The 20,598-nt window shown below is 72.1% G+C and carries 22 protein-coding genes; 13 read left to right on the top strand and 9 right to left on the bottom strand.

Features of this window, described 5'->3' with window-relative positions; translation table 11 throughout:
• Positions 1 to 24 precede the first annotated feature (24 nt).
• The 4 genes from D455_RS0120195 to D455_RS0120180 all read right to left on the bottom strand — a co-directional run bounded on the left by D455_RS0120195 (position 25) and on the right by D455_RS0120180 (position 3,646).
• The gene (locus D455_RS0120195) at positions 25 to 1,329 is read right to left on the bottom strand and encodes an erythromycin esterase family protein (RefSeq protein ID WP_017572518.1); all 1,305 of its coding nucleotides are present in this window, start codon (positions 1,327 to 1,329) and stop codon (positions 25 to 27) included.
• Between the two features lie 36 nt (positions 1,330 to 1,365).
• Positions 1,366 to 2,025, bottom strand: a complete 660-nt coding sequence (locus D455_RS0120190) for a dienelactone hydrolase family protein (RefSeq protein WP_017572517.1) — start codon at positions 2,023 to 2,025, stop codon at positions 1,366 to 1,368.
• Positions 2,026 to 2,118: 93 nt separating this feature from the next.
• The gene (locus D455_RS31130; RefSeq protein ID WP_241480292.1) at positions 2,119 to 2,793 is read right to left on the bottom strand and encodes a phosphoribosyltransferase; all 675 of its coding nucleotides are present in this window, start codon (positions 2,791 to 2,793) and stop codon (positions 2,119 to 2,121) included.
• A gap of 235 nt (positions 2,794 to 3,028) precedes the next feature.
• Positions 3,029 to 3,646 (bottom strand): TetR/AcrR family transcriptional regulator, encoded by a 618-nt coding sequence (locus tag D455_RS0120180; RefSeq protein WP_017572515.1) that lies wholly within the window; start codon positions 3,644 to 3,646, stop codon positions 3,029 to 3,031.
• A 117-nt stretch (positions 3,647 to 3,763) separates the two neighbouring features.
• Here D455_RS0120180 and D455_RS0120175 point away from each other — a divergent pair, with 117 nt between their 5' ends.
• The gene (locus D455_RS0120175) at positions 3,764 to 5,299 is read left to right on the top strand and encodes an MFS transporter (protein ID WP_017572514.1); all 1,536 of its coding nucleotides are present in this window, start codon (positions 3,764 to 3,766) and stop codon (positions 5,297 to 5,299) included.
• A gap of 58 nt (positions 5,300 to 5,357) precedes the next feature.
• On the opposite strand, the gene D455_RS0120170 is transcribed toward D455_RS0120175, so the two are convergent.
• Positions 5,358 to 5,723: a VOC family protein gene (locus tag D455_RS0120170; RefSeq protein ID WP_017572513.1), complete on the bottom strand. Its 366-nt coding sequence runs from the start codon at positions 5,721 to 5,723 to the stop codon at positions 5,358 to 5,360.
• A gap of 170 nt (positions 5,724 to 5,893) precedes the next feature.
• On the opposite strand from D455_RS0120170, the gene D455_RS0120165 reads away from it, so the two are divergent.
• The 5 genes from D455_RS0120165 to D455_RS0120145 all read left to right on the top strand — a co-directional run bounded on the left by D455_RS0120165 (position 5,894) and on the right by D455_RS0120145 (position 9,408).
• The gene (locus D455_RS0120165; RefSeq protein ID WP_017572512.1) at positions 5,894 to 6,490 is read left to right on the top strand and encodes a TetR/AcrR family transcriptional regulator; all 597 of its coding nucleotides are present in this window, start codon (positions 5,894 to 5,896) and stop codon (positions 6,488 to 6,490) included.
• Between the two features lie 114 nt (positions 6,491 to 6,604).
• Entirely contained in the window at positions 6,605 to 7,819 is a 1,215-nt protein-coding gene (locus tag D455_RS0120160; RefSeq protein WP_169552650.1) for an MFS transporter, read from the top strand.
• A gap of 110 nt (positions 7,820 to 7,929) precedes the next feature.
• Positions 7,930 to 8,322: a DUF2267 domain-containing protein gene (locus tag D455_RS0120155; protein WP_017572510.1), complete on the top strand. Its 393-nt coding sequence runs from the start codon at positions 7,930 to 7,932 to the stop codon at positions 8,320 to 8,322.
• 280 nt (positions 8,323 to 8,602) lie between these two features.
• Positions 8,603 to 8,932 carry an ArsR/SmtB family transcription factor gene (locus D455_RS0120150; RefSeq protein WP_017572509.1) on the top strand — a complete coding sequence of 110 codons (330 nt, stop codon included), beginning with the start codon at positions 8,603 to 8,605 and terminating at the stop codon, positions 8,930 to 8,932.
• Positions 8,929 to 9,408, top strand: coding sequence for an SRPBCC family protein (locus tag D455_RS0120145; RefSeq protein ID WP_017572508.1), 480 nt, complete (start codon positions 8,929 to 8,931; stop codon positions 9,406 to 9,408). Before D455_RS0120150 ends, D455_RS0120145 begins: the two co-directional genes overlap by 4 nt.
• A gap of 25 nt (positions 9,409 to 9,433) precedes the next feature.
• On the opposite strand, the gene D455_RS0120140 is transcribed toward D455_RS0120145, so the two are convergent.
• A complete protein-coding gene (locus D455_RS0120140) occupies positions 9,434 to 10,258 on the bottom strand; it encodes a universal stress protein (RefSeq protein WP_017572507.1) in 825 nt (274 codons plus the stop codon).
• A 41-nt stretch (positions 10,259 to 10,299) separates the two neighbouring features.
• Between D455_RS0120140 and D455_RS0120135 the strand changes: the two genes are divergently transcribed.
• Complete coding sequence (locus D455_RS0120135) at positions 10,300 to 11,772, top strand: potassium/proton antiporter (protein WP_026122808.1); 1,473 nt, start codon at positions 10,300 to 10,302, stop codon at positions 11,770 to 11,772.
• Positions 11,773 to 11,856: 84 nt separating this feature from the next.
• Here D455_RS0120135 and D455_RS0120130 read toward each other — a convergent pair whose 3' ends face one another.
• The 3 genes from D455_RS0120130 to D455_RS0120120 form a co-directional block, all read right to left on the bottom strand.
• Positions 11,857 to 12,726, bottom strand: coding sequence for an urea carboxylase-associated family protein (locus D455_RS0120130; RefSeq protein ID WP_017572505.1), 870 nt, complete (start codon positions 12,724 to 12,726; stop codon positions 11,857 to 11,859).
• Positions 12,727 to 12,734: 8 nt separating this feature from the next.
• Positions 12,735 to 13,469 carry a GntR family transcriptional regulator gene (locus D455_RS0120125; protein WP_017572504.1) on the bottom strand — a complete coding sequence of 245 codons (735 nt, stop codon included), beginning with the start codon at positions 13,467 to 13,469 and terminating at the stop codon, positions 12,735 to 12,737.
• Between the two features lie 294 nt (positions 13,470 to 13,763).
• On the bottom strand, positions 13,764 to 14,765 hold the full coding sequence (locus D455_RS0120120) for a LacI family DNA-binding transcriptional regulator (protein ID WP_017572503.1): 1,002 nt from the start codon (positions 14,763 to 14,765) through the stop codon (positions 13,764 to 13,766).
• 151 nt (positions 14,766 to 14,916) lie between these two features.
• Here D455_RS0120120 and D455_RS0120115 point away from each other — a divergent pair, with 151 nt between their 5' ends.
• From D455_RS0120115 to D455_RS0120095, 6 genes are all read left to right on the top strand, one after another.
• Positions 14,917 to 15,456, top strand: coding sequence for a TRAP transporter small permease (locus D455_RS0120115; protein WP_051064670.1), 540 nt, complete (start codon positions 14,917 to 14,919; stop codon positions 15,454 to 15,456).
• Complete coding sequence (locus D455_RS0120110; protein WP_017572501.1) at positions 15,453 to 16,727, top strand: TRAP transporter large permease; 1,275 nt, start codon at positions 15,453 to 15,455, stop codon at positions 16,725 to 16,727. Before D455_RS0120115 ends, D455_RS0120110 begins: the two co-directional genes overlap by 4 nt.
• 65 nt (positions 16,728 to 16,792) lie before the next feature.
• On the top strand, positions 16,793 to 17,800 hold the full coding sequence (locus tag D455_RS0120105; RefSeq protein ID WP_017572500.1) for a sialic acid TRAP transporter substrate-binding protein SiaP: 1,008 nt from the start codon (positions 16,793 to 16,795) through the stop codon (positions 17,798 to 17,800).
• Positions 17,801 to 17,830: 30 nt separating this feature from the next.
• Positions 17,831 to 19,135, top strand: coding sequence for a TIM barrel protein (locus D455_RS31125; protein WP_449289313.1), 1,305 nt, complete (start codon positions 17,831 to 17,833; stop codon positions 19,133 to 19,135).
• Positions 19,089 to 19,718, top strand: coding sequence for a VOC family protein (locus D455_RS35525; RefSeq protein ID WP_241480289.1), 630 nt, complete (start codon positions 19,089 to 19,091; stop codon positions 19,716 to 19,718). Before D455_RS31125 ends, D455_RS35525 begins: the two co-directional genes overlap by 47 nt.
• Positions 19,715 to 20,578 carry a shikimate dehydrogenase gene (locus D455_RS0120095; protein ID WP_017572499.1) on the top strand — a complete coding sequence of 288 codons (864 nt, stop codon included), beginning with the start codon at positions 19,715 to 19,717 and terminating at the stop codon, positions 20,576 to 20,578. Before D455_RS35525 ends, D455_RS0120095 begins: the two co-directional genes overlap by 4 nt.
• Positions 20,579 to 20,598 lie beyond the last annotated feature (20 nt).

The raw sequence follows: 20,598 nt of genomic DNA, 5'->3' as shown, positions 1-20,598 counted from the left end.
CTGACCCGGAAAGACGCGGTCCGGTCACTGGCCGGTGGGCCAGGTCTCCTCCTCACCCGAGTCCCGTTCGACCGAGTGCAGCGGGGTGAGCGCGTGGGTGTGGTCGACGAACACGAAGGCGTCGTAGCGCTCCCCCAGAACGGTCGGGACGTAGTTCCTCCGCCGGTCACGACCGGGGTGGTAGACGACCCCGATGGCGCGGTGCGGGAGGATCTCGTCCCCGAACGGATCGTTGGCCTCCTCACCCGTGAGGATCAACAGGCCCGCGTCCCCCTGGACGGCGCCGTGCAACAGGTCCTCGACGCTCCCTTCACGCGCCGCGGAGACCGGCATCGGTTCCGGGGTCTCGCCCCACTCCCGGGCCGCCGTCACCCTGCCCTCGTAGGTACCGAAACCGACGATGACGACCCCCTCCTCCTCGTGCCGCTCGCGCACCAACTGCCCCACGTTGACCAGGCCCGCGGCGGACATGTCGGTCGCACGCGCGTCGCCGACGTGGGTGTTGTGCTCCCACACGATCGCCCTGGCGTCGGGGCCGTGGTGCGCCATGAGCCGGTCGAGCGTGTCGGCCATGTGGTGGTCGCGGACGTTCCACGACTCGGCGCCCCCGCGCACCATCGACCGGTAGTACCGCTCGGCGCCCGCGAGCACCTCGGCGTTCTGGCGCGCCGCGAAGTCGGCCAGGCCGTCGTCGGTGGGTCCCCCCACCTGACCGCGCAGCCCGGCCAGCAGGTCGACGACCTCCGCCTCACAGCTCTCGGGCACCAGCCGCGTCGCGTGGGCGTAGGACTGGGGATCCTCCCCGTAGGGTTCGAAGCACCGGTAGGCCCTCAGTGCCGGTCCCACCTGTTCCGGCATGTTCTCGCGCAGCCACTCCAGCACCGCGTACAGCGACTCCCACAGGCTGTACACGTCCAGACCGAAGAACCCCGCGCGCCGCTCCTCCGGGAGTCGGAGGTTGTGCTCGCGCAGCCACCGCGCGAACTCCACCACCTCGGTGTTGGCCCACATCCACTGCGGCCACCTGTGGAAACCCTCCAGGATCTCCTTCGGGTCCCCGGGGGCTCCCGGCGCGCCCACGACACCGCAGTGCAGCGCCTGGCAGTCCGGCCAGTCCCCCTCCACGGCGACGAAGGAGAACCCCTCCTCGTCGATCAGGCGCCGGGTCAGTTCCGCGCGCCAGCGGTAGAACTCGGCGGTGCCGTGCGAGGCCTCGCCCAGCAGCACGTACCGCGCGTCGCCGATCCGTTCCACGAGCGGGTCCAGCGACCTCGGCCCGGTCAGTGGCAGGACCGCGTCCGGGTCGATCCGCCGTCCGTCCGTCACCATCTCAGTCCTCCCAGTTCGGGATCGGGGGCGGCACGTTCACCTCTCCCGCTCGCCGAGGATGCCCGCGAACCAGCCGGAGGCGGCGTCGGCCACCTCCTCCAGGGCCCCCTCCTCCTCGAACAGGTGGGTGGCGCGGGGGACGACGTGGACCCGGCTGGGCCCTCCGAGCCAGTCGGCCGCCTCCTCGTTGAGCCGGAGGACGTCGGTGTCCGCCCCTCCGACGATGAGCAGCGTCGGGGCCCGCACCAGCTGGAGCGCCCGCGTGCCCGCGAGGTCGGGACGGCCACCGCGCGAGACGACCGCCGAGACCATCTCCGGGCGCTCGGCCGCCGTCCGCAGCGCCGCGGCGGCTCCGGTGCTGGCGCCGAACAGGCCGATGGGCACCCCCGCGGTGCTCTCCTGGGCGGCAAGCCACTCCACCGCACCGGTGAGGCGCCTGGTAAGCAGGTCGATGTCGAAGCGCTGCCGCCCGGTCACGTTGTCGGTGCGCTCCTCCTCCGGGGTCAGCAGGTCGAACAGGAGCGTGGCGACGCCCGTCCGGCGGAGCTCGTCGGCCACGGCCTGGTTGCGCGGGCTGTGCCGTGAGCTTCCGCTGCCGTGGGCGAAGGCCACGACCGCGGTCGCTCCGGGGAACATGGCCAGCTGCCCGTCGAGCCGCGCGTCCGGGGTGCGTACCGTCACGTCGACGGCGGTCATGGTGATCTCCCTTCGTCGGGGCCGGGCGTCCGGGCGCGGGTCCTCGGACCCGCGGTGTCCACCGTCCGCCGGGGCACGGTGGTGGTCGGGGGGTCAGCCGGGAGGGGCCCCTCCGGATCCGTCGGGGCCGCCGGGGCGCCGTGCCATCAGCTCGCGCACCTCGTCATCGGTGACCTGCGGGAACTCCTCGTACCACAGACTGACCGCGCCGAAGTCAGGAGGCGTCTCCAGGCAGATGACGCGGTCGGACACGTCGGCGAGCGCGTGCACCGCGTTCGGGGAGCCCACGGGAACGGCCAGCACGACGGACGCGGGACGCCGGGAACGCACCGCGGTCAGCGCCGCCCGCGCGCTCATTCCGGTCGCCAGGCCGTCGTCGATCACCACGACGTCGCGCCCGGTCACCTCCGCTTCGGGGGCGTCCCCCCGGTAGGCCCGCACACGTCGCCGCGCCTCCTCCCGCTGCTCCTCGGCCATGTCGGCCAGGCGCTCCTCCGGGATTCCCAGCAGGTCCAGTGCCCTCTGGTCGAACAGAGGAGGGTCGTCGGCCGTGACCGCCCCGATCGCCGTCTCCGGGCTTCCGGGCGCGCCGATCTTGCGCACGACCACGACGTCCAGCGGTACCCCGACGGCCTCGGCGACGCGCTCGGCCACGGGGACCCCGCCGCGCGGCATCGCCAGCACGAGCGGGTTCGGGCCCAGTTGCGCCCGAACCACGCGGGCCAGCCGTTCGCCCGCGTCTCGCCGGTCTCGGAACACGTCCCTCACCCCCGTCGCGTCCTCGCGGTGCCCGGAGCCCGTACCGCCGGGCTCCGGGGCGCTGCCCCGGAACCCCGCGGGATGAACCGCCCGCCCGGTTCCCCGGACGGGCCGGACCAGCCGGTCGCCCCGGGACACGCGATCGCACGCGTTCCCGCAGCTCACCGGCGCTTACGGGTCCTACAGCGGGCGCTACCCCCCTGCCCCGGCCGCACACATGACCGGAGCGTCACGGCTGGGAGGATCACAGCGGGGATCGGCCCGCCCGCGCGGTCCCGTCGCCGCCGTCATGCCCGGCCTCCGCCTCCAGCACGGAGAAGTCCCGCGCCAGCCCTCGCAACAGGGTCGCGACCGCACGGGAGATCTCCTCCCCGTCCACCGGCGCGTGCCCGAAGAGCAGTCGATAGTGGACCAGGGAGGCCAGGGTGTCGACCGCCAGGGTGAGGTCGACGTCGTCCCGCAGATCTCCGCGATCGCGCGCCCGTTCGAGGGCATCACGCACCGCTTCCCGAGGAGGCGTGAAGAGGGTGTCCATGAACCTGCGGTGCAGTTCGGCGTCGCCCGAGCAGTCGGCGAGCAGCGGACTGAGGAACTCCGGCCCCATGCAGGTGAAGGTGCGCGCGAACAGGGACAGGGCCTCGTCCAGGTCGCACAGGGTGCAGCCGCTGTTCGGCGGTTCCACCCGTCCCATGCGCCGCTCCAACTCGGCGAGTACGAGCAGCTGCCGGTTGGGCCACCGCCGGTAGACGGCCGCCTTGCTCACCCCCGCCCGCCTGGCCACCCGTTCGATCGCCAGGCCCCGGTAGCCGCCCTCCTCCAGGAGGTCGGACACGGTGTCCAGGACCGCCGTGTCGATGTTCACGTCGCGTGGCCGCCCGCCTCCGCCGGAACTCCCACCCATTGACGTCCTCCCCTCCCCTGCCTAGGATCAATTTCGATTCGGTCCGTACCGTATCTTAATTGGAAACGGAGACCAAGCATGGTCGCGGACGTACCGCCACGCGCGGGTCGACGCCAGTGGCTCGGGCTCGGCCTGCTCGCCCTGCCGCTGTTCGTACTGGCCATCGACGCGAGCGTCCTGTTCCTGGCAGGGCCGCACATCAGCGCCGACCTGGAACCCAGCCCGACCCAGTGGCTGTGGGCCATGGACGTCTACGGCTTCATGATCGCCGGTCTGCTCGTCACCATGGGCTCGGTCGGCGACCGCATCGGGCGCAGGCGGCTGCTGCTCACCGGGTCGGTCCTGTTCGCCGCCGCCTCGCTGTGGGCGGCGCTGGCGAGCAGCCCGACGTCGCTCATCGCCGCGCGTGCCGCCCTCGGCGCCGCCGGGTCCACCCTGATGCCGTCCACGCTCGCGCTCATCCGGACGATGTTTCGCGACGACCGCCAGCGCACGACCGCGGTCGCGGTGTGGATGACGGTCTTCTCCGCCGGGTTCGCCCTGGGACCGCTCATCGGCGGCGTCCTGTTGGAGGCGTTCTGGTGGGGATCGGTGTTCATGCTGGCCGTACCGGTCATGGTGGTCGTGGTGCTGCTCGGCCCCGTGCTGTTGCCGGAGAGCCGCGACCCGTCCGCGACGCGGATCGACCTGGTGAGCGTGGCGCTGTCGATCGGAGCGGTGCTCGGCGTCGTCCACGGCCTCAAGGAGTTGGCCGCCTCCGGGACGAGCCCGCTGAACACCGCCGTCCTCGCCGCCGGTGTGCTCCTCGTGTTCGTGTTCGTGCGTCGGCAGCGGAGCCTCGCGACACCGCTGGTGGATCCGGTGCTGTTCCGCTCCCGGACCTTCCGCGCCTCCCTCGCCCTCCTGGTCGTGGGGATCTTCACCGTCACCTCGGTGAACTTCCTCGTACCGCAGTTCCTCCAGTCCGGCGCCGGATTGTCCCCGCTGCGGGCGGGCATGCTGACCGCGCCCATCGCCCTGTCCGCGATCGCCGGTTCCCTCACCGCGCCCGCGCTGGCCGCCCGGTGGGGAACGTCAGCGGTGATCACGTGCGGCGCGCTGCTCTCCCTGGGCGGATACGTGGTACTCGCACAGGTCGGCACACGGGATCCGCTGTGGATACTGGTGGCTGGGGGCGCGCTCGCCGTGCTCGGGCTGAGTCCGACGACGATACTGACCACCGACCTCGTGGTGGCGTCCGCACCCGAGGAGCGCGCCGGGTCGGCCTCGGCCCTGACGGAGACCAGCGGGGAGCTCGGTGTCGCCCTGGGCGTGGCGGCCATGGGCAGCCTGACGTCCGCCGTCTACCGGATGCGGGTGGAGGAACTGCTGCCCCCGGACCTGCCCGCCGACACCGTCGTCGCGGCACGGGAGGACATCGGCTCCGCGGGGGAGGCGGCCTCTCGGCTGCCACCGGACGTCGCCGGGGACGTTCTCACCGCCGCGCGGGAGGCCTACGGCTCCGCCTTCACCACCGTGGGATACGTGTGCGCCGCCATCACCGTCGGGCTGGCCGTGATCGCCGTCGTCGGACTGCGCCCGCGCCGGGTGGGCCGAGAGGCGAGCTCCTCATGAACCCGGTCCGACCCCTGTGCCGCCACCCCTCCCGGTCGACGTCGCGGCGGGTGCGCCGCTACTCCCCCGTGGCCCCGTCGAGCTGCTGGACCACGCAGAACTCGTTTCCCTCGGGGTCGGCCATGACCGCCAGCAGGTGCCCGTCCTCCTCGAAGGTCGGGCGCAGCACCCGGGCGCCCAGGCCGCGTACCCGGTCGATCTCCGCCGCCACGTCGGGCACGACCATGTCCAGGTGCATCCGGTTCTTGCCGGACCGGGGCTCGGGCACCTTCTGGAGCAGGAGGTTGGGCCAGCGCCCGTCCGGGTCCCTGAGCGTGAGGTAGGTCGGGTGCTGGCCCTCCTCGCGTTCGAAGCCGAGCACCGCGCACCAGAAGTCGGCCTCGGTGTGAAGGTCGTTGACGTCGAGGACGTAGAGCAGGCGCACGTGGAGATCCCCTCGGGTCGCCGGGTGGTGCCGCGAGGGTTCGCGGCCGTACGGAACCCACACCCTACGCGTAGGTGACGACAGTCACACGACCGCCGGTTCCGCGCCGCCCCGGAGTAGCGCGCACATTTTATGTATCAATCAGTCCATAAGGTGCTACCCTCTCCCCCATGGGAAGACCACGCCAGTTCGACGAGGAGCGGGTGATCCGGGCCGTCTGCCAGGAGTTCTGGGCCAAGGGTTTCGACGGGACCTCCACGGCCGACCTGTGCCGGGTGACCGGGTTGACCCGCAGCAGCCTCTACAACACCTTCCACTCCAAGGAGCACCTGTTCCGCCGAGCCCTGTCGTACTACGTCAGCACCATGACCGCGCGTCAGGCGACCGTCCTGGACACCCCCGCGGCCAGCGGCCTGGAACGCGTCCGAGCGCTGCTCGCCGTGATCGTGGACGAAGAGACGGCCAACCGGGAGAGCGGGCGCGGTGCCGGGTGCTTCACCGTCAACACCATCACCTCGATCGCCTCGCGCAACCCGGACGTCGCCCGGGTCGTGGAGGCGGACCTGGACAAGCGCCTGTCCTCCCTGCGCCTGGCCCTCATGGACGGCCAGCTCGACGGCTCCGTCGCCGCCGACCGCGACCCCGGCGACCTGGCCTGGTACGTGACCTCCCTCGTGTCGGGCATGAGGGTCGCGGCCCAGTCGGGGGCCGGGCGCACGGTGCTGGAGGGCATCGCGTCGACCGGAATCGAGGCCCTCACACCCTGACGCACTGACCCCCGCCCCGCCACCGCGTCGGCCTCCTCCGGCAGCGCGGCCCGGCACGGACGCTTCGTGCGCCTTCGTTTTGTATCTAACATTCCAAAAAGAAGGGGAAGCCCCTTGCCCAGATCCGTGTACCTCATGGCGCTCGGCATCTTCACCATGGTCACCAGCGAACTCCTCGTCGGCGGCCTCATGCCGCAGATCGCCGAGGACCTGGAGGTCACCATCCCCCAGGTCGGCTACCTCATCACCGCGTTCGCGCTGGCGATGGCGTTCGGCGGCCCGCTGGCGACCCTGGCGGTGCTGCGGTTGCGCACCCACCACGCCCTCCTGGTCCTGTTCGCCCTCTTCCTCGCGGGCAACACCCTGGCCGCCGCGGCCGACTCCTACGGGAGCATGGTCCTCGCGCGCGTCGTCACCGGGGCGGCGTCCGGCGCCTTCTTCGGCGTCTCCCTGTCGGCCGTCGCCCAGGTCACCGCGCCGCACCTGCGCGGACGCGCCACCGGCGTGGCCCTCCAGGGCCTGATGGTCGGAACCCTGCTCGGACTCCCGCTGTCCACGCTCCTGGGCAACCAGTTCGGCTGGCGGGCCGCCTTCGTCGCGGTGGGAGCGCTGACCGTGGCCGTGGCGGTGGCCACCCTGGTGGCCCTGCCCAGGTTGGAGAAGCCCGCGGAGGCCGGTGGAGCGCGCACCGAACTCGCGGTGTTCCGCAGACCGCGCCTGTGGGCCGTGATGGCCACCTCCACGCTCATCATCGGCGCCACCTTCGCGGCGTTCTCCTACTTCACGCCGATCCTCACCGAGGTCACCGGGTTCCCGCGCGACACCGTGCCGCTGCTGCTGCTCGGCTACGGCGGTGCGACGGTCATCGGCACCATCGTGGTCGGCCGGATGGCCATGTCCCACACCGTGACCGTCATCGTGGCCGGACTCGCGCTCAACACGGTGTTCCTGGGAGTCTTCGCCCTCTTCGCCGACCTGCCGGTCCCCGCGCTGCTGGCGATGGCGGGCATCGGCCTGGTCGGCATCACCCTGAACCCGGCGATGGTCACCCGCGTCCAGCGCGCCGGGAACGCGCGCGCCCTGGTCAACACGGCGCACTCCTCCTTCATCACCCTGGGCGTGGTGGTCGGCTCCTGGGCGGGCGGCATGGGCATCGACGCCTTCGGCCTGCGCGCACCGCTGTGGACCGGCGCCGCCCTGGCCGTGCTCGCGCTGCTGGCGATGGTGCCCGCCGTCCTCGCGGCGCTCCGGAGGGGCCGGGAGGACACCGACGCCCTCTCCCCCGTACCCCGCCGGCCACCGTCGGACGTCCGCCCCACGGGAACGTGACCAGACGGGGCGCGCGCCGCGCCGAACTCGGGCCGGGCCCTGGAGATTCCCTTTCCCCGGGAGTGGGCAGGGGACCCGGACAGCCGCCGACACGTGGTGAGGAGGTCGGGATGCACTACGACGAGTTCCTGAACGAGGTCCGTGAGCTGGGCGAGTACGCCGACCGGGACGAGGCCGAGAAGGTCAGCCGCGCGGTGCTCGGCGTGCTGGCGCCCCGTCTCCAGGCCAACGGGGCCGAACACCTGGTCGCGCAGCTGCCCGACCAGTTGGGCGACGCGATACGGCAGGGCGAACTCCTGGAGGCGGAGTCCTTCGGCCTCGAGGAGTTCCTCACCAGGGTGGCCGCCGCCACCGGCGCCAGACCCCGGACCGCCGAGTGGGACGCCAGCGCGGTGCTCACCACCGTGGCCCACCGGATCACCGGCGGCCAACTCAACCACATCCTCAGCCAGCTGCCCTCCGGCTACGCCGTGCTGTTCGGCAAACCGGAGCTGAGCGACTGACCGGCTCCGTGCGCCCCGCCGCCGGGTTCCGGCGCACCGGCGGCGGGGCGCACGGGCCTCCGAACGGCGACGTCCCCGGAACGGACGGGAGGCCGGGTGGGCTGAGGGAAGGGTGCCGTTCACGACTCCGGGGCACGGCCGCCCCCGCCCACCGGCCCAGCCGGTCCCCTCGGTGACCTGACCCGGTCGTGGGGACGCTCCTCCTCGAAGAGCGCAGGGCAGGGACCCGCCCTTCTACATGCCTTGACAGTTATATAACTGCTGAGGAATACTCGCCTCCATGTCCGACCTGTTCGCCGTCCTCGCCGAGCCCAGCCGACGCCGCATCCTGGACGCGCTGCGCCGGAGCGAGGGCCTCCTCGTCAAGGAACTGGTCTCCGGGCTGGGGATGAGCCAGCCCAACGTCTCCAAGCACCTGCGCGTGCTGCGCACCGCCGGGTTGGTCTCCGAGACCGCCGAACGGCAGGGGCGGCGCTACCGCCTCCGGGCCGACGCGCTGCGGGAGATGGACGACTGGCTGCGCCCCTACCGGGCGTTCTGGACGAACAGGCTGGACGAACTGGGCGACTACCTGGACTCCACGCATCCCAACGAAGGGCCACAGCCATGACCACCCAGGCCCGTGTCGACACGAGCACACCGGGCACACCCGTCCTGCACTTCACCCGCCGCTATCCGCACCCGAGGGCGGCGGTCTGGACCGCCCTGACCGACGACGAGGCGCTCAGCCAGTGGTTCCCCTGCCGGGTCGCGATCGACGCGCGCGAGGGCGGCAGTCTCACACTGACCTTCCCCGACGAGGAACCGCAGGTCGTACCCATCACCGAGTTCCTCCCACCGCACACCCTCGCGTTCCGCTGGGACGGCGAGGACCTGCGCTGGACCCTGGAGGAGGACGGCGACGCGTGCGTGCTCCACCTCTCCAACACCGTCGCCGACCCCGCGTGGACGGCGAACACGGCGGCCGGGTGGGACGTGTGCCTGGACACGCTCGCCGCCGTCCTCGACGGACGCCCGGAGCACACGAGGGCCGGCCCGGACGAGGAGCTCATCGCTCACTACCGCAAGGCGTTCGCCGACGGGTGAGCGTGTGGGAGAGCGGGGTGGGCGGTCAGGACGAACGGGTGAGGAGAAGGGGGCGGGGACTGGATTCGAGGATCCTCGAACTCACGCTCCCCAGTACGAGCCGCGGAATCCCCACCCGGGCGTGGCTGGCCAGCACCGCCAGGGCGTCCGGACGCTGGTGGAGCAGCTCGGTGACGTCGCTCGCGGGGTCCGTTCCGGTCAGCACCGTCGTCCGGACCGCCAGCCCCTCCGCCCCCAACCGCCCGGCGATCCGGGACAGCCGGGCTCCGGCGACGGCGGACCCGCCGGGCGAGGCCACGTGCACCAGCTCCATCTCCAACCCGAGCTGCCTGACCCAGCTCTCCCCGAGGGCGATGCTGGTGGCGTCGCGGGAGCCGCCGTCCAGGCACACGACGGCGCTGCCACCGGGACCGGTTCCCCCGTCCCGCCTGTACCCGGGACCTATCATGAGGACGGGGGCGGCGGCCTGGCGCAGCACGTGCCCGGTGACGCTCCCCGCCACCAGGCGTGAGAACCGGTCGCGGTTGTGGGTGGCCATACACACGACCGTTCCGGGCTGTTCGGCGACCGCGTCGACGATCACGTCCCCCGGCCAGCCGGAGCCGACCATGGAGACCTCGACGCGTCCGTAGCGCAGGCCCGCGGCGATCTCGTCCACGTCCTCGGCCCACCGGCCGTTCACCCGGTCGTGCACGGTCAGCAGCTCCAGGGGGACCCGCAGGGCGCGGGCGAGGCGCAGCGCGGGACCGACGGCGACCAGCGCCTCCGCCGTGCCGTCCAACGGCACGAGGAAACGGGTGACGGCGCAGGTCAGGGCCCGTGCGGCACCATGATCACCACCGGTGGCCACCGATACACTCCCTCCCATCGCGGAGCCGACGACGGGGGACCATGACAGTTCAACTACCCGCCGACGGGTGGATACTGGCAGCCGGACTGCTCCTGGTGGCGGCGATCCTGGCCTCGGGTTTCGCCAACCGCATCCGGTTGCCCGGCCTGTTGCTCTTCCTCGCGCTGGGCATGCTCATCGCCGACGAGGGACTCGGGCTGTTCCGGCTGGACGACCCCGAGGTCGCCCAGATCGGCGGGACCGTCGGACTGATCCTCATCCTCTTCGAGGGCGGCCTGACGACCAAGCCCGGTGACCTGCGGCGCGCGGCCGCACCCGGGTTCCTGTTGGCCACCGTGGCCGTGGCGGGCACGGCGCTGCTCCTGGCGGCGGGGACGTACCTTCTGTTGGACGTGCGACCGCTGACGGCCCTGCTCATCGGCGCGGTCGTGGCCTCCACTGACGCCGCGGCGGTGTTCGCCATGCTACGGAGGGCTCCGCTGCCCCGCAAGGTCGCGGCCCTGCTGGAGGTGGAGTCGGGGGCCAACGACCCGATCGCCATCCTGCTCACCATCGGCCTGATCTCCACCTGGCAGGACACCCCGACACCGGCCGAATGGGTGTTCTTCGGGTTCATGCAGCTGGTGGGCGGTCTGGCCGTCGGGGGCCTGGCGGGCCTGTCCGGAAGCTGGCTGCTGACCCGCGTCAACCTGGGCCCGGCGGGGGTCTACCCGGTGCTGGCCCTGGGAGTGGCCGGGGTCTCCTACGGCGTCGCGGCGATGGTGGGCGCCTCGGGCTTCCTCGCGGTCTACGTCACCGGGCTGATCGTGGGCGCCCGCGCTCCCCTGCACCGGCGCGGCATCCGGACCTTCCACGAGGGACTGTCCAACACGGCGGAGGTGGGCCTGTTCATGCTGCTGGGCATGCTGGTCTTCCCCTCCGACCTGCCCGGCGTGGCGCTCTCGGGGCTGGTCGTCAGCACCGTCCTGGTCCTGGTGGCCCGGCCCGTGACGGTGATGCTGTGCCTGATGTGGTTCGACTACACGTGGCGGGAGATCACGTTCGTCAGCTGGGTCGGGCTGCGCGGGGCGGTGCCGATCGTGCTGGCCACCTTCCCCTTCGTGGCGGGGTATCCGGAGGGTGCCCTGATCTTCGACGTCGTCTTCTTCGTCGTGCTGGCCTCCGCCGCGTTGCAGGGAACCAGCATCCGCCTCGCCGCGCGTTGGCTCGGCCTGACCCGGGGCGGCCACTCGCTCGACCCCGTGGCGGCGGACGTTCCGATCAGCGACCTCAACACCGAACTCATCGAGGTCCGGGCGACAGCGGAGCTCTACATCGTCGGCCGGCGGCTCGGCGAGCTGGATCCGCCGCACGGCCTGGTCACCACGATCGTGCGGGGCAAGCGGGTGCTCGTGCCCACCGGGCGCACCCGGGTCCGCGAGAACGACCTGCTCATCGTGGCCATGCCCCGCCGCCCCGACGCCCAGCGGCTCGTCACCGCCTGGGCCAAGGGCGAGGAACCCGGCAAGGGCTGATCCGGGTCCGCGCGCCTTCGGTACCTCCGGGTTCGGAACGCGTCCCGGTGCCCAGAGGCACCGGGACGCGTGGGAGGAGGGGCGTCACCCCTCCCCGTCGCGTGAGGCCTGCCGGTCGGACCAGGACGGCGGCGTCATGCCGTGCATCCCCCGGTACGGGGCGGTGTGCGGCGTGCTCCAGCCCTCGGTCAGCTCCGGGGCCGGACGGTGGACCTCCACGGCCAGCGGTCGGCACACGTCGACGGGATCACGGGCGTCGGGACCCCAGAACGGAACGGAGAGGTCGCCCGCCGGGCAGGTCGACAACGCGCACAGCAGGTCCTGCTCGGCGAAGAACTCGACGAAGTCCCCGGCCCGGGCGGGCGAGGGCTTCATGTAGTACCGGTCGTCCCCGTCCAGGCCGGTGACCGTGAAGAGGTTGAGCACGTCGTGCACGTCGAACTCGGTGAGGCCGTAGGGCAGCACCGCCCGGGTCAGGTTCGAGTGGCAGTGGAAGTCGAAGTCCTCACCGGTGAGGATGCGGTTGACGTAGGGGTCGCAACGGGATCCGAGCAGGTCGTGTACCCGCGCCCCGTCCTCGTCCACGCCGTACCACTCCAGGGAGTCGTTCGTGATCGTCAACAGCGGGCGCAGGTAGGGCAGGGTCGACCACAGCCGGTCGTGGCGGGTCACGTGCGCGCCCTGGAGCTGGCGCGTGCGCGCCGCCCACAGGCGTTCCCGGGGATTGTGGCGGTTCCAGACGTTGAAGTCCCCGGCCTGGGCCCCCTCCGGGGTGATCACCCGGCACAGGTGTCCCGCGGGCACCTCCCAGGCGCGACCGGAACGGATCGGGATCACGAAGCGTTCGACGAGCTCCCGACCGTCGGTGTCCCCGGCGAGCCGGTCGTAGAAGGGCACGTCGACATCGAGGATGCCGTCCCTGGTGGGCTGGTACGAGGTGGTGACTGGACTCATCCCGCTCCTCACGTGGCGTCGGCGCGCGGGGACCGGCCCCGCGCGTTCCTCTCACTGCGGTCGTCGGGTGGTGCGCCGCGCGCCTGGCGGAGTCCGTCGAGCACCTGCCGTTCGGAGTCCTCCAGGTAGACCAGGAGCACCCCCACGCTCTGCGTGCGGTGTCCCCGCCGCAGCAGCTCGAACAGCTCACGGTCTCGGGCGGCCCAGCCCCGTTGGAACCGTTCCTCGTCGCGGGAGGCCGCCCACGCCAGTCGCAGCTGGGCGAGCAGCGTCCGGAAGAACTCGTCGATCCGGTGGCTGCCCAGGACCGCGACCAGCGCCTGGTGGAAGTGCAGGCTCGCGGTGCCCGCCTCCGTCCAGCGCCGTGCCCGCTCGGCCCGCTCCTTGGCGGCGACCGCGTCCGCCATGGCGGTGAAGTGCGCCTCGTCCGCCACGGCACTCTCCGTGGCAGCCTGCGTCTCCAGGACCCGACGGGTGCGGTAGATGTCGCGCACCTCGGCGGCGGTGAGCGCCCTGACGGACACGCCCCTGTTCGGCGTCTGGACGACCAGGCCCTCGGAGGCCAGCGACCGCAGGGCCTCGCGCAGGGTGTTGCGCGAGACCTCCAGCTCGGCGGCGACCGCCACCTCGCGCAGCGCCGTCCCGGGTGGCAGGGCGCCCTCGACGATGCGTTCGCGCAGCACGTCCGCCACCCGACCGGTCGTACTCAGCTCCTCCGTGGAGCCGCTTCCGTCACGCAGCATGCGCACACCCTAAGCTGCAACTGTTCAACAATCAAGGCGCAGACATCTCCCATCAGCACGGCGACCGTCAGGGACCACCGGCCGCACCCACTCGCCGTGATCCTGCGCCCAGAGCGGGGTTGGAGCGCGGAGACTCGCCATGGGTACGGGATCAGCGCAGTCCAGACCTCCCGTGTCACACCGGCGACACATCCGGTGAGCCCACTGGCACCACTCATGAGAAAGGTCGACGCTTCTCCATTGACCCTTGTTGAACAATCCTTGGCGAGGTTCCGGGCGCAACCGACCGCTCCCTCATTCGGGGGCCTGCCCCGTGGACTCGCGGATGACCAGGTGCGAGGGGAGCATGACCCGCCGGTCGGGCGTGCGGGCGGTCGAGCGCGACCTGTTCTCCAGCAGCAGCTCCACGGCCGCGCGGCCCGCCTGGTCCTGGGGCCCGGCCAGGGTGGTGAGCGAGGGCACGCAGAAGTCCGCCCCGAAGATGTCGTCGTAGCCCACCACGCTGATCCGCCGGGGCACGTCCACGCCCCGTTCGGCCAGGCGGCGCAGGACCCCGATCGCCAACAGGTCGTTGTGCGCCACGACGGCGGTGGCCCCCGTGACCAGGACGGCGTCGGCCGCGGCTCCGCCGCCGACCAGACGGGGAGGGAAGGGGCCCAGGCGCACGGCCCGGATCCCGTGCCGCTCGGCGCCGTCGCGGAGCGAATCCCACCGCTCCCCGGCCAACCAGGACTGGTGCGGACCCGACAGGTAGACCAGCGACCGGTGCCCCAGTGAGGCGAGGTGCTCCACGATCTGGCGGCTGCCGACACTGGTGTCGACCACGGCGCTGGGCAGGCCCCGCACCTCGCGGTTGACCAGGGCCAGGTTGTGCTCCTCGGCCAGCTCCAGGATCCGCTCGTCGGACATGCGGCTGGCGGCGAGGATGAACCCGTCCACCGAGCGCGCCAGGTGCTCGATCTTGGTGAGCTCGTTGTCGGCGGACTCCTCCGTGTCGCTGAGGATGAAGGTGATCCCCGCCGCGGAGGCGCGGCGCTCGGCGCCCCGGATGGTACCGAAGAAGTGCGGGTTGGTGATGTCGGGCACCAGCATCGCCACGGTCGCGGTCCGACCGGACTGCAACGCGGTCGCCAGGGGGCTGGGCCGGTAGCCGAGGCGCTCGGCGACGGCGAGGACGTGCTCGCGCGTGGCGGCGTTGACGCGGCGCGGGTTGCGCAGGGTCCGCGAGACGGTCGAGGCGGCCACACCCGCCTCCCGCGCCACGTCGTAGATGGTGGTGCGCTTCGGAGAGGTCATGGAGCCCTTCTACGCGGTATGGCAACTTTTGGCAATCGCTTGCCATCGCGAGAACGGCAAACCTAGGGTTCACATCACGTCTTCCGCGTGACCCCATCACGCCCCCTGACCTGCACCGACACCCCCTGATCGTTGAGTGGAGCCCGCCCGGATGGCAGAGAGCCCCCCGTCCCCCCGACCACCCCGCCCCGCACCGGTGCGGTGGCTGGAGACCGCCGAACTGGTCACCGGAGTCGCGCTGCTCGCGCTGATCCTCGTCCTCATGCTCACCCAGGCCACCCAGCGTCACCTGCCCGCGGGCGGCTGGGTCTGGACCGGCGAACTCGCGCGCCTCGGCCTGGTCTGGTTGACGTTCTCCCTGGTCGGCCACCTCCTGGGGCGCGACGAGCACATCACCCTCAAGGTGGTGGACTTCGTACTCGACGGCCGCGCGCTGCGCGTGGTGTGGAGCGCGGCCAACCTCGTGGTCGCCGCGGTGGGTGTGATGTGCGTACTGGAGGCCGTCGAACTCGTCTTCGGCGGATCGCCCCAGTCCACACCGGCCCTGCGGATCCCCGTGTCCTGGACCTACGTGATCCCGCTCGTCGGCCTGACCCTCATGTCGCTGCGTGCGCTGGCCAACGCCGTCCTCGTCCCCGGGCCCCCGCGGCGTGAGGGCCGCACCGCCGACTCCGGGGAGGCCGCCCGATGAGCGCGCTCCTGGTCGTCCTCGGCATCCTCGTCCTGCTGGTCCTGCGGGTGCCCATCGCCTTCGCGATCCTGGGCCCGTGCCTGACCTACATGGCCGTCGGCGGGCAGTCCACCGGACTGAGTCTGCGCACGGCGGCCGAGGAGGTCAACAGCTTCCCCCTCCTGGCGGTCCCGCTGTTCATCCTGCTCGGGGTCGTCGCCAACCACGCGGGGATCGCCGACCGGCTGTTCGGCTTCGCCCGGGTGCTGATGGGCCGCGTGCGCGGCGGCCTCGGCTACGTCAACATCGGCGTGAGCGTCGGCTTCTCCTGGATCAGCGGGTCGGCCCTGGCCGACGTCGCGGGCATGGGCAAGATGATGGTCCCGGCGATGAACAGGGCGGGCTACCCGCGACGCTTCACCCTGGGCCTGACCGCGTCCACCAGCCTGATCAGCCCCATCATGCCGCCCAGCATCCCGGCGATCGTGTACGCCTCCGTGGCCGCGGTCTCCACGGCCGGACTGTTCGCCGCGGCGGTGGTCCCCGCGCTCCTGCTGGCGGGCGGGCTGGTCCTGGCGGTGTTCCTGTGGACGCGTAACAGGCCCGAGCTCGCGGGCGAGCGCGCGCGGCCGGGCGAACTGCGCACCGCGGCACTGCGCGCGCTGGGTCCGCTGGGCGCCCCCGTCATCCTGCTCGGCGGCATCCTCAGCGGTCTGTTCACCCCCACCGAGGCCGCGGCGGTCGGCGTCGCCTACGTCCTGTTCCTGGGTCTGTGCTACCGCACCCTGAACCCGCGCACCCTGTGGCGCATCGGTGTGGAGACCGCCACCACGGCCGCCTCCATCACCATCATCCTCGCCGCGTCCGGACTCCTGGGCTGGGTACTCGCCCGTGAGCAGGTGCCCCAGCAGGTCGCGTCCCTCCTGCTGGGCCTCACCGACGACCCGGCGCTCCTCATGCTGCTGACGTCCCTGGTCCTGCTCCTCATCGGAACGGTGCTCGAACCGATCGCCGCGCTGGTCATCACGGTCCCGGTGCTGCTGCCGGTCGCCGTCCAGGTGGGGGTCGACCCGGTCCACTTCGGGATCGTCACCATCATCAGCCTGATGATCGGCCTGCTCACTCCCCCGATCGGCGGCGTGCTGTTCGTGCTGGGGTCGGCGACCCGCACACCCATGCACGAGGTGTTCCGCGGCACCGCGCCCTTCCTCGTCCCGCTGGTGGTGGTCCTGCTCCTGCTGACGCTGGCGCCCGACCTGGTCCTGTTCCTGCCCGGGCTCCTGGACCTGTGACACCCCCGCGCACTCCGACCGACCCGCACGTCCCCGACGCCCCCTCACACCAGAAGGAAGTCCCCATGCGCACCCCCACCCGTTGGACGGCCCTGATCCCCGCCGCCGCGCTCGCCCTGACCGCCTGCGGCACCGGCGGCGGCTCCGACGACGCGACCACCCTGACCTTCTCCAACAGCTATCCCGAGGACCACCCGCACACCCGCTGCGGCATCAACATGGTCGCCGAACGCGTGAACGAGGCGGACGCGGGCTTCACCGTCGAGACCTTCCCCAACAGCCAGCTCGGCGACAACACCGAGACCTTCGCCTCGGTGATGTCGGGCGACATCGACATGGACGTGCAGGGCTCGGCGGCGCTCGGGGCCTCCTACGAGCCGATCGGCGTGCTGGACGCCGCCTACGCCTTCCAGGACGTCGACCAGCTGTTCTCCTACTTCGACTCCGAGCGCTCCCAGGAGCTCAGGGACGGCTTCGAGGAGGCCACCGGCGCCAGGATCCTGGACGTCTGGTACTTCGGCGACCGCCACTTCACCGCCAACCAGCCCATCCGGCGGCCCGAGGACCTGGAGGGCCTGCGCATGCGCTTCCCGGACTCGCCCATCTACCTGGCCAACGCCGCCGCGCTGGGCGCCGAGCCGACCACCGTGGCCTTCGAGGAGGTCTACCTCGCCCTCCAGCAGGGCACCGTCGACGGCCAGGAGAACCCGGTCCCGACCATCGAGGGCGACAACTTCGTCGAGGTCCAGTCGCACATCAGCCTCACCGGGCACCAGGTCGGCTCGCAGATGATCGTGGTCTCGGGCCAGACCTGGAACGCGCTGACCGAGGAGCAGCAGCAGGTGCTCCAGGAGGCCGTGAGCGAGGTCCGCGCGGAGAACCGCGCCTGCGTCGAGGAGGCCGAGCGGCGGATCCTGGAGGAGTGGCGCGCCGAGGACGCCATCGAGATCGTCGACGACGTGGACGTCGAGGCGTTCCGCTCCCAGGCTCGGGACCACTTCGCGCGGAACCTGGAGGGGGAGCGGCTCGCGCTCTACGAGTCCTTCCAGGAGAGCGGCCAGGAGACCGAGTAGGCGCGAGGAACGAGAGGGGGAACACGACGTATGCGGCGCTCCATAGCCACCGTGTCACTCAGCGGAACCCTGGAGGAGAAACTCGAAGCCGCCGCCCGGGCGGGGTTCGACGGTGTGGAGGTCTTCGAGAACGACCTCGTCGGATCGGCGCTACCACCCCGCGAGATCCGGGCCCTGGCCGAGTCACTGTCCCTGTCCATCGACCTCTACCAGCCCTTCCGCGACTTCGAGGGGGTGGACGAGGCCCAGCTGGAGCGTAACCTGCGGCGCGCGGAGGCCAAGTTCGCCCTCATGGTGGAACTGGGCGTGGACACGCTCCTGGTGTGCTCGACCGTGTCCCCCGACTCCACCGGGGACGACGCGCGCGCGGCGGCGCAGCTGCGCCGCCTGGCCGAGGCGGCGGAGCCGTTCGGGGTCCGTATCGCCTACGAGGCCCTGGCGTGGGGGCGCTGGGTCGACGACTACCGGCACGCCTGGCGCATCGTCCGGGAGGCCGACCACCCCGGGCTCGGGGTGTGCCTGGACAGCTTCCACATCCTCTCCCGAGGACACGACCCGTCCGGCATCCGCGACATCCCGGGCGAGAGGATCTTCTTCCTCCAGCTCGCGGACGCGCCGCTGATGCCCATGGACGTCCTGCACTGGAGCCGCCACCACCGGTGCTTCCCCGGCCAGGGGTCCTTCGACCTGACGGGGTTCACCGGACACGTGCTCGACGCGGGGTACACCGGGCCGCTGTCCCTGGAGGTGTTCAACGACGTGTTCCGGGCGTCGGACCCCGGGCGCACGGCCGCCGACGCGCTGCGCTCCCTGGCGGTGCTGGAGGACGGGGTCGCCCGGAGGAGGGAGCCCTCCGGGGGCGGTACGGCGGTGGAGCTCACCCGCCTGCCCGCCCCCGTCCGGCCCTTCGGCTACGCGTTCGCCGAGGTCGCGGCGCCCGAGGACACGGCGCACCGGGTGCGCGACACCCTCCGGGGCCTGGGGTTCGTCCACACCCGCGACCACCGTTCCAAGCCGGTGCAGCTGTGGGAGAACGGGGGCGCGCGCGTCCTGCTCAACGCCACCGACCCCCAGTTGGGGCACACCTGGAGCGACGACGCCGCGGTGACGGCCCTGGGGATCGAGGTGGCGGACGCCGACGGGGCGATNGGCCCCGCCGCTGCCCCGGCGCCGCGACCCGGCCGAGGCGGTCCTGCACGCGGTCGCCGCGCCCGACGGCACCTCGGTCTTCTTCTGCCCGCGCGACCCCGCCGGGGGAGAGGACTGGCTGACCGACTTCTCCGTCCCGGTGCGGGACCACGGCGGCGCCGACGGGGACGCCAGCGGGGGCTCTGACGGGCGTGCGGCCCTGACGGGCATCGACCACGTGGGACTGTTCCAGCCCTTCGACCACTTCGACGAGGCGTCGCTGTTCTACCGTTCCGTGCTGGGGCTGGACCCCGACGACGGCACCGAACTGGCCGCACCGGACGGTCTGGTGCGCAGCCGCGCCCTGAGCCTGGACGGAGCGGCGCCGCGCATCGCCCTGAACGCCCCGCTGCTGGGGCGGGGCCCAGGCGACGCGCGGGGAGGCCCGCAGCACGTCGCCTTCGGGTGCGAGGACGTGTTCGCGGTCGCCCGGTCGATGCGGCGCGGCGGGGCCGAGCCGCTGCGCATCCCCGACAACTACTACGCGGACCTGGCCTGCCGGACGGACCTGGAACCGGTGACGCTCGAACTCATGCGCGAGTTCGGCGTCCTCCACGACCGGTCCGGGACGGGCGAGTTCCTCCACTTCTACACGCCGATGCTCGACGGGCGGCTGTTCCTGGAGGTGGTGCAGCGCAGGGGCGGTTACCGCGGCTACGGCGCCGCCAACAGCCCCTTCCGGATGGCGGCCCAGCGGGCGGCGCGGGGAACGAAGGGATCGAACCCGTGAACACGACCTCCTCCCTGGTGGGGCTGATCGGGACGGGGGTGGGACCGTCCCTGACCCCGCCGATGCACGAGCGCGAGGCCGCCGAACTGGGCCACCGCATGATCTACCGGACCATCGACCTCGCGGAGCTGGACCTGCCTCCCGAGGCGGTCGGGGACCTGGTGTCCTCCGCCCGCCACCTGGGCTTCAACGGTCTCAACATCACCCACCCGTGCAAGCAGCTGGTGCTGTCCGCGCTGGACGGCCTCACCCCCGAGGCGGCCACCCTGGGCGCGGTGAACACGGTGGTGTTCCGTTCCGGTACGGCGGTCGGGCACAACACCGACTGGTCGGCGTTCGCACGCTGCCTGGAGCGGGGGCTGCCCGACGCCTCCCTGGGCCGCGTCGTGGTGCTGGGCGCGGGGGGCGCGGGCGCGGCCGTGGTCTACGCCCTGCTCGCCTCGGGCGCGCGGGAGGTGACCGTGGTCGACACCCGGACGGACCGGTCCGGTGAGCTCGTCGAACGGCTCGGCGGGCACTTCCCCGAAGCACACTGCCGGGTGGGCCGGACCAGCGAGCTCGACGGGCTGCTGGCCGCGGCGGACGGCATGGTCAACGCGACGCCGACGGGCATGGCGCACCACCCGGGCACCCCCGTCCCGGCCGCGCTGCTGCAAGCTTCGACGTGGGTGGCCGACATCGTCTACCGGCCCCTGCGTACCGAACTGCTGCGCCAGGCGGCGGAGCGGGGCTGCCCGACGCTGGGCGGCGGGGAGATGGCGGTGTTCCAGGCCAGCGAGGCCTTCGGTCTCTTCACGGGGCTGGCGGCGGACAGCGGGCGCATGCTCGCGCATTTCCGCACCCTGCTCGCGCGGGACTGACCACGCACGTGGACGGTGGT

The sequence above is a fragment of the Nocardiopsis halotolerans DSM 44410 genome (assembly GCF_000341065.1).
In the GTDB taxonomy this organism is placed as follows: Bacteria; Actinomycetota; Actinomycetes; order Streptosporangiales; family Streptosporangiaceae; genus Nocardiopsis; species Nocardiopsis halotolerans.
The sequence above is the reverse complement of the archived record's forward strand: the minus strand, read 5'-3'. Positions and strand labels throughout refer to the sequence as shown.